This window comes from uncultured Methanospirillum sp. (assembly GCF_963668415.2).
Classification (GTDB): Archaea; Halobacteriota; Methanomicrobia; order Methanomicrobiales; family Methanospirillaceae; genus Methanospirillum.
In genome coordinates this window covers 2,226,195-2,240,726 of record NZ_CAXXDL010000001.1, presented here as the reverse complement: position 1 = coordinate 2,240,726, position 14,532 = coordinate 2,226,195, and the positions used below count along the sequence as shown (strand labels likewise).

Sequence of the window (14,532 nt, the reverse complement as noted above, 5' to 3'; positions counted from 1 at the left end):
TACACGACAACACGATCGACACCAAAAAAACGGAGGCGGGGGATATGCATGATCAGCGTGAAGCAGCCAGGAAACATGTATGTCTGTCCACTTGAAGATGAGAAATCAGACTAAAAGGTAATGGAATATGGGTGCATTCATAGAAAAAACAGTATTGGATAGCGGATTTGATCTTTGTGGAAGAATGATTCGGCAAAATGGAGATCTCGCTCTGTTTATTGATGGAGTTGGAAGGTTCACGATACCGGAGAGTCATGTTATTACAGTCCTGATGGGTCTTGGTGAGTGTGAGGTATCAGGTCCGGTGTCTGGATGTGCCAGGCTCTCGGATAGTGGAAAAGGGTTTTACCTTTCGATCAAGGATACCTTATACGTCTCTCCGGTTTCACGGGTCAGGGCTGTTCTTTCAGGAGAACACAGGAAAGGACCCGTAAGCAGAGTGAAACAGATCCCTTGAGTTCTCTTTCACCAAAATCTCGTCCCTTTTTTGTGTTGATCTGATGATCCTGATAGTGGTATGTATCAGGTTTACAGTGCGGCAGTGCGGGGAAAAAGCCTGTTTATTGACAGCCGAGCGGAATCCACCGCACTATAAAATCCTTACATTTACTCTCTAAATTTAAAATAATAGAATTATATTAAGATTCATTGAAGTAGTGCGGAAAAAGAGAGATGTGTATAATGATTCCATAATTCTACAAGAGGATATCAGTGAGATCTGATCTTCCGCACTAACGGGCAATACACGTAATATTCAGTCGTGGAATTAAGATTCACATGAGAGATCAAGTGCGGATCGGATCCGCACTACAGAGGGGAGAGATCATCATCAGTGGTGATGAAAGGGTAGAAATAGCGTTTGAATTTTAGTATTTATGACATCAGACAATTTTCTCACGACATGTTCATTAAATAAAAATATTGACAGATTATCACAGAACTGCCGATATGCTGGTGATATCAATAGCTGAACAGAGAAGAGAGAAGAGGATAAGAAGATGAGGATGATATTGCCTTGATATTTGCTTATATAACCCTGGAAGAGCAACGATAGTATGTAACAGGTGTAAGCCTGAAACAGACGCCAGAATGGCAGAGAGGCTATGCAGCTGACTGCAGATCAGCACAGCCCGGTTCAATTCCGGGTTCTGGCTCTATAATCTAAATAGATATTGACCGCAATTTCTAAGTTCGGGCTCTATTATCTTATAATGCAAACATACTGTTTTGAAGTAATCGAAGTGACACAGAGATTGATTCTAAACGTACTCTCAAAAAACGCTTCATAGTATTAAGCAAACGTTCTGGATTGTTCAAGAACGTTTTGCATTATACTATAATCAACACCGACTTTTCTTTGACATAATAATCCGAGAGAGACCCATTAATAGTCCTTCCCAAGATACTGATATATAAATATTATTAACCTGGCGCCAGCACTCTTCTTTATTATGACTCTACAGGGTTAACAATTGTATCATATTAAATCACTCGGTGCCAGCTTTGAAGGCAGAGTGAATCGGGTAATGTTATGACAAGAAGTGACTCTGCCACTATTAATTCCAAAGATACAGCATCGCTTCAGAAGATAATAGACTCAATTCCTGTTGCAGCATTCATCATTGGAAAAAACGGGACTGTAATAGACTGCAACAAGGGCACCCTTCGGATATTTGGCGCTGGAAGCCGTGAGGAGATAGTAGGAAAACATCCAGGTCTTCTCGCACCCCAAACACAGAGAAATGGACGAGCTTCAGATTCTGAAAGCAGAAAATACATACAAAAAGCACATGAGACCGGATCAGTAACGTTCTACTTTGATCACAGCACTTTGAGCGGTTCTATTTTTTCTGCCAAGGTGACCCTCACTAAAATCGAGTACGAAGGTGAACCTTGCCTGTTGAGTTCTGTCACCGACATGACCGGACAGGTAAGAATCGAAGAGAACAATACCCTGATTCATGAAAATCCATACGCCCTTGTTGAAATGGATCCTAACCTGTCAGTTATCGGAGTAAACCAGGCTTTTCTTGAGATGTCAGGGTACAAAAGAGAAGATTGGATCGGAAGATCCTTTACAGACTTTGAAATAATACGGCGTGACGGCCAGACAGTTAATGAGGCCATATACAACAAGAGAAAGGCAACCGGAAAACTCATTATTGAGTTTCCAAACGGTGTAAAAACTCTTGAGTATGCCCATATTCCGGTTATTGATAATACAGGCGAGATACCCAAGATCTTTGCCGTTTTTGCTGATAATACTGAACTTGTCGAAAAGATCAACGAGGCCGAATCGCTGGTCAGAGAGAATCCGGCTTCCATTTTAACAATGGATCTTACTGGAAAAATACTCTCTACGAACCCTGCATTCCAACAATTATCCAGGATATCCAAAGAACAACTGCTCACAATGAAAATGCAGGATTTTAAGATCCTAAAGAGAGAAGGACGTTCACAGCAGGATATACTTGCATCCAGGCAGCCATCAAGAGGAAGACTTGTTGTTGATTTTGGATGGGGAGTCAGAACCCTTGATTTTACCTACATTCCAATCGTGAATGCAAAAGATGCTGTAACCTCCCTTGTTTCGATGTATGTTGATGTCACTGAACTTTTAGAAAAGATTCATGAGTCTGAATCACTTATCAAAGAAAACCCAGCTTCTATCCTAACAATGGATCCTTCTGGAAAAATACTCTCTACGAACCCTGCATTTCAACAATTATCCAGAATATCCAAAGAACAGTTACTTACCATGAGAGTGCTGGATTTTAAGATTCTAAAAAGGGAAGGACGCTCACTACAGGATATACTTGCATCCAGGCAGCCATCAAGAGGAAGACTCGTTGTTGATTTTGGATGGGGAGTCAGAACCCTTGATTTTACCTACATTCCAATCGTGAATGCGAACGATGTTGTGACCTCCCTGGTTTCGATGTATGTTGATGTCACTGAACTTTTAGATAAGATCCACGAGTCTGAATCATTGGTTCGAGAGAATCCGGCTTCCATTTTAACAATGGATCCTTCTGGAAAAATACTCTCTACGAACCCTGCATTCCAACAATTATCCAGGATTTCGGAGGAAAAACTACTGTCCATGAAACTACAGGACTTTAAGATCCTTGAAAGAGAAGGTCTTTCCCTTCAGAGTATTCTTGCCTCTAAACAACCATCGAGGGGAAGACTTGTTGTGGACTTTGGATGGGCAGTAAGAATCCTTGATTTTACTTATATTCCAATCGTAAACGCGAATGATATTGTTACCTCTTTGGTTTCGATGTACGTGGATGTCACAGATCAGATATCCTATATTGAGGAGATCAAGACCTTTATCAGGGAAAATCCACATGCCATCATCACAGTAACTCCTGATCTGTCCATTACTGATGTTAATCCTGCCTTTTCACGAATCACAGGATACAGTTCTGAACAAAGTCTAAAGATGAAACTGTCTGATATTAAAGTACTTGAACGCAAAGGAAAAACTTTAAAAGACTCACTTGCAAGTAAAAAACCAGAGGGTGGAAAACTAATTGTTGAAACTCCGGCAGGACTGCGACACCTTGAATGTGTATACATCCCAATCCTCGATAAAAATGGAGAAGTTCAGAGATTTATTGAAATATTTACTGATTTGACTGCAGTAAATTCGATGATACAATATTTGAGTAAATCTGTAGCACTCATCCAGGAAAACATCAGTTCCATTGCCAGGGGAGATACAAATTTCACGAGCACCGTTCTTGATGCAGATGAACATTCTGCATCTGCAAGAGAGGAATTTGTAAAGATCAATACGGCTGTTGAGACTGCACGTAACGCGATTACTCAACTGGTGAATGATTCAAACACGATTGCCAAATCAGCAATAGCCGGAGATCTCAGTTTTAGATCTGATCCAACCATTCATGAAGGGGACTATCGGGCTATAATTGAAGGGATGAACCAGACTCTTGATTCTATATCAATTCCGATTCAGGAATCCATGAAAATTGCAGAGGCCTATTCGAATTATAACTTCACTGCACGATTCGATCCATCAATAAAAGTAAAAGGGGACTGGACACAGTTTGTTTTTGCACTAAACAATATGGGTATCCAGGTTTCCGAAGCAATCTCATTGATTACTAAAAATGTCACTGATCTGGTCACCAGTACTGAAGAGGTCCATGCAAGTATTGAGGAGGTTCTTTCAGGTGCACAACAGATCGCATCAAATACCGGTAAAGTAAGTCAGAATGCAGAACAGGGAAATGATGGAATTGCCCAGGTTCTCAAAGCGATGGAGGATCTCAACGTTACAGTTGGAGCCGTATCACGAAAAGTCGAATCAGTTTCCGTAGCTTCAGATGAGGCAAATAACCTTGCAAAAACAGGTGTTGAACTTGCCAAACAATCTGAAAAAGCAATGACCGAGATTACACTATCGGCAAACGAGGTTGACTCAATTGTAACAGGGATCAATTCCCAGATGGATGAGATCGGAAAGATAGTTCGTTTAATATCAGATATTGCAAACCAGACCAACTTACTCGCTCTTAATGCAGCTATTGAAGCTGCCCGGGCCGGGGAGGCAGGTAGAGGATTTGCAGTCGTAGCAGCTGAAGTCAAATCCCTTGCCCAGGATTCACGAAAATCTGCTGAGAATATAGAGGATATGATCGCAACCCTGCAGACAAAAGCGAAACAGGCAACCGAGGCGATGGGGAAATCCACTCATGCAGTACAGGACGGAAGCTCAGCCCTGAAACAGACTCTTTCTGCGTTTGACCAGATTGCCACCACCATAGAAGATATCAACCGTAATACCGTCGAGGTCGCATCAGCTTCGGAAGAACAGGCTGCATCTGTTGAAGAAGTAACCGCCAGTATACAGGAAGTTTCAAACCTGGTTCAGAATACATCACATGAAGCCGGAGATGCTGCTGCAGCAACCGAGGAAACGAGTGCTTCAATAGAAGAAATTGGTCGTATAATGAATGGTGTTGTCACAATCGCTGAAAGTATCTCTGGCGAGATGACCAAGTTCAGGGTAGCATGATACCATGGGTGAGTATGAACAGATATCCTCTAAAAAGATCCATGGAGTTAAAACAGAGACAGAAGAAGAGATCCAGATTGTTGAGTTTCTTCTTGGAAAGAATAAATTTGCACTCAACCTTTTTGATGTAAAGGAGATTGTTGAATATACCCGGATTACACCAGTTCCAGAAAGTGGTCATTACATCAAGGGAATTATTGATTTAAGAGGAGATATTACCACAATAATCGATCTCAAATCAAAATTGGGAATCGTATCATCTAAAGAAGATCTTAAACAGTCCAGGATTATCGTAATAGATAGTTCAGTGACAAATAGCAAGAGCGGAATCCTTGTTGATGATGTAGCAACCGTTCTTTCAATCACAGAATCAGAGATCGATAAAAAAGTATGCGATAAAAACGGATCATCGTTCATCCTTGGAGTCATACGACATAAACAGGGAGATAAGGAATCTGATAATGGTGAACTGGTGATATGGATCGATGTCCCAGGTCTTTTGAGGGATATGGGTCAGTAGAGGAACTACCATGTCTCCTTAATTTATATTATCGGTTTTGGTTTAACCGATTATCATAGCCATTAAAGAAAGAAGACCATGGAAATCCTATTTGGTAATCTCTGGTTCTGACTATTGGGTTTCTGCAATGTTTAATGAGAGATTACACTAATTATCTTTTGTTCTAACCAGTATGATTAAAAAGGCTGACGATGAAAGGAGAAAAATACTTGCAGTACTTAATGATGACCGGTATTCTCTTTCGATTTCAGCAATTGCTCAGCATACAGGGCTTAATCGCCATATGGTCGCCCGACACCTGGATATGCTTGAATTACTTGGAAAGGTAAGAAAGTTAGAGAAGGGAACGGCAAAAAAGTATTTACTTGTCAAAAGTATTCCGGTATTCGGTCTGATAGATATAAGTTCAGATCTGATTCTAATCCTCAATTCAAATTTAATAGTTCAGTATATAAATGCATCTGCATGTAGATACTTCAATACATCGCTCAATGACTGTATCGGGATACATGTAAACTCGTTACATTTTCCATTGTTATCTGACTGGGACGTAATTAAGGCATTGAGCTCTTATTCTTTTGAAAAATCCGAGGTGATTGTTATCCAGGATTCCCACGGGCTATGGTTTGAGATAACTATCCTCCGTTTTTCTCTTCTCCACGCATCAAATCAGATTTCACTCATTTGCAGGAATATCACAGAAAAAAGGTGTTCTGAAGAGGAACTTAAAACAACCCAGCAAAAATACGTTCATGCATTTCATGAATCGCCAGATGGCATTATTATGAGCAACCTCGACACTGGTGAACTTCTTGAGGTTAATCCCTCATATTGCAATCTGGTTGGATATGCCTGGCCTGACTTAGTGGGTAAGACTTCAGTGGAACTGGGGCTATTTGAATCGTACGAATTCAGGAAATCCCTTGTTCAAAATATAAAAAATAGTGATAACAATAAATATCGCTATGACCTGAAAATCCACAATTTATCTGGAGAAATAATCGATGTATCATGTTCATCCAGCATAATTCATATGCAGGATAGAAATTGTATGCTCACAGTTATCCGGGATGTCAGTGAACAGAAACGGGCAGAGGAGCAGGTACGTAAAACTGAAGCCCTATATCGTCTTCTTGCTGACAATACCATGGATGTTATCTGGATTATGGATCCTGTAACCTATTCACTTTCCTATGTGTCTCCATCTATCGAACATCTATTGGGATGGACTCCTGATCAAATATTACAGATGAATATTCAGGAGATTATGACAAAGAAAACATATCTCCGGATGATACTAAAAATGCCTCAGTATATCAAAGGTCATTTAAAAGGGCGATATCCGGATTATTGCAGACTTCGAATAAATTATTTGCATTCAAACGGATCAAAAGTCCCGACCGAAGCTGTTATCACCTTTATAATTGATGAATTCGGAACGATCACACAACTATTGGGAGTCTCAAGAGATATTTCATACAGACTAGAAATAGAAGAAAAATCACGACAGTTTGAGCGTCATTACCGTTTATTTGCCGATTCAACCACAGACCTTGTATGGGTAATGGATCCATTATCAAGACAACTAAAGTATATGAGTCCGTCTGTTACTGCAATGCTTGGCTGGATACCGCGTGAGATCTGCGAAAAACCTTTTGAAAAATTCATTTCTCCAGATATGCGTGAAGAGTTCATTTCCAACTGTAAGATGCATTACCAGGAATTTCTCGATACTAATAGCACGCGACAATATACAAGTGAACTTCGAATGCTTACAAAATCAGGAGATATTGTCTGGAATGAATTCATATCTCACTATTCCCGAAACGAAGAGATAGGAGTTGTTGAAGTAATCGGGACATCCAGGAATATCACTGAAAAGAAGGAAGTTCTTCTAAAATTAACAGAAAGGGAGGCAAATTATAAGTTAATTTTTGATAACATTAAGGATGTTATCTGGATTCTAGATCTTCAGTCCGATTTTTTCACATACGTCAGTCCTTCAATATCACTTCTTTATGGATATCAGCCAGATGAGATCATGGGGCAGCCTTCTTCTAATATAAATCCGGGCATTATCGATACCATCGGTATTAATCTGCTGAAAAAACAGATTTCAGATTATCAATCTGGTGATGAAAATGCAGTGTTCCGACAGATGATGAGTATTTACAATCACCAGGATGGCTGTATATTATCTATTGAGACATCAATATCACTCATTCATGCCTCTGATCAGAAATTAATTCTGGCCATTGGTATTTTAAGAGAGGTCCAAGATAATAGAAACAAGTAGTGCAGGTTGCATAAGATTTCCATGATTATCCCCAATAAGAGGCTCTTCGTTGTTTCAAGTGAGTTAGTTACGTTTCAATTGTTCCTGTCTTGCTTGCCTAACCCCGAAATTAGGACGGACTATTCTTGGAATTCTACCATTAAGAAAGGTTTGATGTTCAAAAAAGTCTTAACGATGTCATGTTATGGTTGTTGTATCACGTACTTCACATTGTAAGTGATTGCATTCTGGGCATGGAAATCGTGTAACTTTAGGAAAGTCAACGCAGATGTTTAATTTTCGCTCTCCTTCTGTGATTTTTTTATATAGATATATACTAGGGTCCCTCGTCATCTAAAATTTATATCAAAAATCCCTAGAGAATCAATTCGAAAATAAAGTGACGATAAGCACTAGGGAACTGTTAAGCGAAGGGCGGCCCAAAAGAGATCCTCTGCAATAACCATTACTCATATTGAATGGCATCCTACATCTTCCCCACTAAACAGACGAAAAGCCTCAATAATCATACCCTCTCCTCTTTATCATCTGTTACACTTTATCTATCAGAATTTAATTCTTCTTAATGTCCATATGAACAGGAATAAAATAAATTAAGCCATTTTACGTTATAATCAGATGAAACAGGTAATGAATGATAAAAACTCCATTCACTCTCATGAAACACTCTGAACAAACATCAATATGAAGTTTGTTTCAGGGTGTTTCATTATCATCTACGAACCGAGGTTCATCGCTGACTTTTTTTAAACTGCTGGATTGGAAGCATATTCGAATTGTTTATATGATTAGATCTCACAATCCACATAGAGTCAAGCAAAATAAAAAAAATATGTCAGACAATAAAGCATTGATTGTTGAGATAAGTAATGAGACCATCAGTTTCATTACATTCCGATTAAACCCCGCATATTCAACGTGAATACAATGCTCTCTCTACTCTACATCGACGACGAAAAGGATCTTCTTGAGATCGGTAAACTCTTCCTTGAAAGGTCAGGAGATTTTATCGTCGATACTCTATCCTCACCAGATCGAGTTTTGGATATTATCCGCTCAAATCAATACGATGCAATTATTTCAGATTATGAAATGCCAGGACTGAATGGGATAGAACTGTTAAAAAAAATAAGATCTGAGTTTGGGGACATTCCCTTTATTCTATTCACGGGCAGAGGACGAGAAGATGTGGTAATTGAAGCGATCAATAATGGGGCTGACTTTTACATCCAAAAGGGAGGTGAACCACAATCACAATTTGCTGAACTCGGACATCAGATAAAACAGGCAGTGGCAAAGAGACAGGCAGAATGTTCCCTTGTTGAATCAGTTGAGAAACTCAGGGCATCATCTTCCCGCTTTGAGGCACTCATTTTGGCCTCAAATACTGGTGCTTGGGAGTATGATAGTTCCGGAAATTTCTGGTGCAGTCCTGAATATTTCTCCATGCTGGGACGAAATATCAGGGATTACGGAAGTTCAGAAAGCCAGGATTTCAAAAAAGTTTGGATTGACCTTATCCACCCTGATGACCGGGAACAAGCGGTAAAAGCCTGGAATTCGTATCTTGTCAATCCCGAAGGGATGTACGAGCAATATTTCCGGATGCTCCATCAGGATGGGCATTGGGTCTGGATCCTATCGCGTGGGAAAACACTACAGGATTCATCCGGATATTTTACCCCTGTGACGATTGGGACACACATCGATGTGACAGGGCAAAAGTTGATAGAAGAACAGCTTTTGAAGAAAAATGAAGAACTTCAAGCCACTTATGAGGAGATTATCGCTACAGAAGAGGAACTTCGTACAAATTATAATGAACTCGTCAAGAGCAAACAGGCTCTTGAAATTAGTGAAAACAGATACTCCCTGACATTAGAATCGATCAATGACGGGTTATGGGACTTAAATATCGCAACAGGTGTCCTCTTTCTCTCTCCCCAGTTTTACCGGATGTGTGGTTACCAACCTGATGCCTTTCCACCAGATATAGCACATTGGGCTTCACTTATTCATCCTGATGATCAAGAAAGAGTTCAAATATTATTTAATAAAACCCTGATGAACGGGGATAATCTTTTCGTTGAATACCGTGTCCTGCGAAGCGATGATACATACCAATGGATATTAGAGAGAGGAAAGGTTATTGAATGGAGTCCGGAAGGTAAACCACGTCGGGTTTTAGGCACTCATACAGACATTACCGCAAGAAAAGAGATTGAAGAAAAATTAGACGAAAAGAGTCGAGTGCTACAGACATTAACGGATAATCTGCCAGGGATGGTGTATCGCTGCAGGAATGATCAGAACTGGACAATGGAGGTCATCAGCGATGGGGTTCTGCCATTAACCGGGTATCAAAAAGAAGAGATGCTTTACAACCGGGATGTCTCGTATGGGTCGATAATTCATCCGGATGATCAGAAAATTGTCTGGGATTTTGTGGAAGAGGGGGTAATTAATAGTAAACCCTTTGAATTGAGATACCGGATCATCTGTAAAGATAGTTCTGTTAAATGGGTTTGGGAGCAGGGTAGGGGAGTGTTTCAAGGAGAAATATTACAGGCTTTGGAGGGTTATATTACTGATATTACTCCGGAAATTGCTGCACAAAAAGCACTTCAGAAATTAGCTCACTCCATCGAACATCTCAAGGAAGGGGTATTCTGGTTTAATAGTGAGGGAATCATTTATGACACAAATATTGCCTTTTCTGAATTTTCATCCCAATCAAAGGGAACAATTATCAGATCTCATGTAAGTGTGCTTCCTTTCATCCTCCAATCTAAAACCTGGTCAGAGTTGATGGACCTGGCAAAGTCAACAGGTTCCATTTCAGAGGGTGCTTTATTAAATATCTCCCCAGATACTCAAAAGAACCTCCATATGAGTATAAGTTACGGTCAATTTGGGGAGGAGAGTGTTTTTTGTGGTATAATCAATGATCGAACGAAAGAAGAGGAATATCTCAGTGAGGTGGTAAGGAGCAGGGAGGAGCTTGCATCTGCATATGAGGAACTTCTCTCATCCGAAGAATCTCTGAAAGACCAATATCTCCAACTCACGAATACAAAAGAAGCTCTTCAGGAAAGTGAGTATAAATTTCGTTCCATTTTTGAGGATGCTATCCTCGGTATATTTAAAGTAACAAAGGAGGGCTCTATAATTAACGTAAATCCTGCATTCGCAAGGATACATGGATTTGATACCCCGGATGAAATGAAAGCAGCCATAACAGATATCAGAAGCCAGATGTACGTTCACCCTGAAGATCGTGACTTACTGCTTCGCCTTCTTGAAGAAAACGGAGAGGTCAGAGGATTTGAAGTCGAAAAGTATCGTAAAGATGGATCTACGGTCTGGATATCGGTAAATGAGAAAGTTATTAGATATCAGGATGGAGAGAGCTATTCTCTGGAAGGTACCATTGAGGATATCACGAGGAGAAAGACAGTTGAATATGAAAATGGAATTTCTCTCAATCAACTAAGAAAAAATTTCGCTGAATTCTCAATTCTAAATGATGGCATTAGAAATCCATTAACTGTTCTCGCTATTTTGGCAGAATCTTGTGATCCGATTATATCTGATAAGATCTCAAATTACATCCAGCAGATAGACGACTTGATCAATCAGGTAGACAACCGATGGGTAGAATCAGAGAAAGTAATCTCATATCTCCAAAAACACCATAATTACTAAATTTGCATTGCCGTTTCAGAGAAATTCTTACTTCTTGATTGAAAAAGATCAGGAGTATGATGTATTTAATTCGTAATACTCTTCTTCGACTGGAAATCTGGTTCCTCATGCTCCCCGCCGTTGATAAGAGTTACATTAGTCACATGGTAATTACTCATGCGGTATTCTCATAAAACTGATGATTCAGGAATAAATATTCAACAAACTATTATCCTGAAGATTACGAACTCTGTATATGCAACGTATAGATCACCGGATACTGCTCCTGGCATTATGTCTCATAGCGGTCCTGCTTTCAGCAGGCTGTACAACATCTGATACCAGCAACCAGACAAACACCAAATCCAATACATCACTTTCTTCTGCTAAAGAGATGGGTAATGAGTCATCGTGGATGACAGTCCCGATCACTGATGTAATGACCGGAAGGCAGACCACGATCGTAGACCTTGCCGATGAGGGAAAACCGGTGATCATTCATTCCTTTGCGGTATGGTGCCCTGCCTGTTCAATACAACTCCGTGAAACTGCTAAACTTCTTAAAGAGAACCCGGGGGCATACACAGTCCTTGGGATAGATTTCGATTCTCGGGAGAACACGGAGATGATCAAGAGTCATGTTGAGAAGAACCAGTTTGTCGGGATGTATATCGCCGCTCCAACAGATCTCACCAGGGGATTAATCCAGACAGTGGGGCCACGGGTTGTCCAGTCACTCCCACAGACCCTGATCATCTGCAACAAAAAAGTTACGTATGTGGGAGACGGGGCATTTCCTGAAGCTAAACTGAAATCGATCCTTTCAGAACTCTGCTGAACAGGCAGAAAAATATTTTTTATCCTCCCGAGACAGGGGGGAATACCTTGATCTCATCACCATCGTGAACAGGCGTTGAGAGACCATCAAGATCCCGATATCCGGTTCCGTTCACCAGAATGTTCACATACCGCTTCAGTTCCCCATCCTGGAACAGAAGTGCATTAAGGCCAGGATATCTACTCGTCAGTTCAGTGATAATATCCTGTACAGTCGTAACATTACTGATCTCAACATCTTTTACACCGGCAATTTCCCGGTAATTTGCAAACAGAATTACTTTCAGACTCATAATAATCGCCTGGGGTATCTTCCTCTCTTATATTGAAAAGTCCTTTTCATCGGTTCTGCCGGGGCCTCCAGTGGGGCACCGTGGGGTTTTTTATTTCAGGTGTGAACATGCAGGACACACCGGATTGCGGGAAAGCGGGAGCTCATGGAATTCAAGATACTCTCCATCATATATCACCATACGGTTTAACGCAAGTTTCCCAACTCCGGTAATAGCCTTGATCGCCTCAGTCACCTGAAGAGTTCCCATCACACCCGGTGTTGCACCAAGGACAGGGAAGACCTCTTTGGGTGGAGCCTCCGGGACCAGGCACTCAAGACAGGGCGTCTTCCCTGGGATGATGGTCGTAAGGCGGCCCTCAAGACCCCATACTGATGCATGGATAAACGGAATATTATGATAAATAGCGGCCTTATTCAGAAGATAGCGGGTCGGGTAGTTGTCCATCGCATCAATGATGATATCAGAGCCTTTGGTCAGGTCCAGGTAGTTTGCCTCATCGATCTTCTCCTGAAGACCAGTAACCTTGATCGACGGGTTGATCGCGGCAAGTTTGGCACTGGCACTCTTGACTTTATACTGATCAACATTCTCATCCCAGTGCAGGATCTGACGATTCAGGTTTGATGCGTCAACAACGTCCATATCAACGATGACGAGATGACCTATCCCTGCTACTGCAAGATATGTTGCAACCGGGCATCCAAGCCCTCCACATCCTGCAACAAATACGGTTGCATTCTTCAGACGCTCCTGCCCTGCCTCACCAAACCCACGAATCAGGATCTGGCGGTTGTATCGTTTCTGATCATACGATGTTAATGTCATACTTTGAAGTCAGTACTATGAGTTCAGTGATGATCCATAAAATCCCGGTGATCCGGGCAAATATTGACATCACGATCCTCTGTTATTCACACAATTCCATCCCGGTAATGATGCCCTGCAGGGTGAATCCTCTCCACTGCTGCCAGGAAAAATATCTCATCTGATGATATCAGTCGTTCAGTTGAACCGAGTTTGTACAGTGTCTGTGCAAACCCGGCTGTAGACTGGATATACTCTGGAGGTAATGATGCACAGTAATGAGGAGAGAGGCGATATGTCTCCTCAACAAAGGATTCATCAACAAACCCACAGGTATCAGCAACGATTGTTGCACATACCCGGGGTTTCTGGCAGATCATGTGAGACACCTCTTCATGAGCCCGAATAAATGACGATACAACGTCATCCTCACTGATCAGGTCATCAGTGGCAACAATACCATAACTCGGATTAAATGACCATATCTTCTCTGCAGGGATTACAACCCGGGCTGATCCATATCGCCGGGCCGCGACTGCAAGAGCAGGAGTTCCTGCCGCAGCCATGATCTCACCATCAGCAAGAGCATCATGAAGAAAATCTGCCCAGGCATAATTCTTCACATGGACCGACTCTTTCCCGTACCGGGAGAGAAGATCCCTGATGATGATATCATGGATAGAGCCTTTTGGTGGTGTTCCGATGCTTTCACATGCAAACTGATCGAGAAAACTGCCCATATCAGGGAATGATTCCAGGGGGGCAACAGAAGGGTTTGCGATGATAACTGTCCCTTCAACATGGCCTCCGGCAATACACCGGGCATGAAGACCCCGATCTAGACCAATAATAAAAGGGGGGAGCCCGATATAAGCCAGATCGAGTGACCCATTCTCCATGGCTCTGATGATATCAGGACCTGAAGGATACAGATTCCATTGGGCACTAATCCGGTTACGTTCCAGAAGATCGGTTCCCATCAGAATAAAAGCCGTATGATACACCGTCGAGAGGTGACCGATACGAACTTGATGCATGGTCATAATTT

General features: G+C 41.3%; 9 protein-coding genes. 6 read left to right on the top strand and 3 right to left on the bottom strand.

The window, feature by feature from the left end; all coding sequences use genetic code 11:
* The first annotated feature begins 184 nt into the window (after window positions 1-184).
* The 6 genes from ACHZA2_RS10495 (at window position 185) to ACHZA2_RS10470 (ending at window position 12,385) form a co-directional block, all read left to right on the top strand.
* The gene (locus tag ACHZA2_RS10495) at window positions 185-457 is read left to right on the top strand and encodes a hypothetical protein (protein ID WP_394698548.1); all 273 of its coding nucleotides are present in this window, start codon (window positions 185-187) and stop codon (window positions 455-457) included.
* A gap of 1,074 nt (window positions 458-1,531) precedes the next feature.
* A complete protein-coding gene (locus ACHZA2_RS10490) occupies window positions 1,532-5,047 on the top strand; it encodes a PAS domain-containing protein (RefSeq protein WP_319579656.1) in 3,516 nt (1,171 codons plus the stop codon).
* Between the two features lie 4 nt (window positions 5,048-5,051).
* Complete coding sequence (locus ACHZA2_RS10485; RefSeq protein WP_319579655.1) at window positions 5,052-5,567, top strand: chemotaxis protein CheW; 516 nt, start codon at window positions 5,052-5,054, stop codon at window positions 5,565-5,567.
* Window positions 5,568-5,739: 172 nt separating this feature from the next.
* Window positions 5,740-7,863 (top strand): PAS domain S-box protein, encoded by a 2,124-nt coding sequence (locus ACHZA2_RS10480; RefSeq protein WP_319579654.1) that lies wholly within the window; start codon window positions 5,740-5,742, stop codon window positions 7,861-7,863.
* 927 nt (window positions 7,864-8,790) lie between these two features.
* The gene (locus ACHZA2_RS10475; protein WP_319579653.1) at window positions 8,791-11,568 is read left to right on the top strand and encodes a PAS domain-containing protein; all 2,778 of its coding nucleotides are present in this window, start codon (window positions 8,791-8,793) and stop codon (window positions 11,566-11,568) included.
* 235 nt (window positions 11,569-11,803) lie between these two features.
* Window positions 11,804-12,385, top strand: a complete 582-nt coding sequence (locus tag ACHZA2_RS10470) for a redoxin domain-containing protein (RefSeq protein WP_319579652.1) — start codon at window positions 11,804-11,806, stop codon at window positions 12,383-12,385.
* A 19-nt stretch (window positions 12,386-12,404) separates the two neighbouring features.
* Here ACHZA2_RS10470 and ACHZA2_RS10465 read toward each other — a convergent pair whose 3' ends face one another.
* The 3 genes from ACHZA2_RS10465 to ACHZA2_RS10455 form a co-directional block, all read right to left on the bottom strand.
* Window positions 12,405-12,677 (bottom strand): ubiquitin-like small modifier protein 1, encoded by a 273-nt coding sequence (locus ACHZA2_RS10465; protein WP_319579651.1) that lies wholly within the window; start codon window positions 12,675-12,677, stop codon window positions 12,405-12,407.
* Between the two features lie 90 nt (window positions 12,678-12,767).
* The gene (locus ACHZA2_RS10460) at window positions 12,768-13,505 is read right to left on the bottom strand and encodes a HesA/MoeB/ThiF family protein (RefSeq protein ID WP_319579650.1); all 738 of its coding nucleotides are present in this window, start codon (window positions 13,503-13,505) and stop codon (window positions 12,768-12,770) included.
* A gap of 86 nt (window positions 13,506-13,591) precedes the next feature.
* Complete coding sequence (locus ACHZA2_RS10455) at window positions 13,592-14,521, bottom strand: ABC transporter substrate-binding protein (protein WP_319579649.1); 930 nt, start codon at window positions 14,519-14,521, stop codon at window positions 13,592-13,594.
* Between the last annotated feature and the right edge of the window lie 11 nt (window positions 14,522-14,532).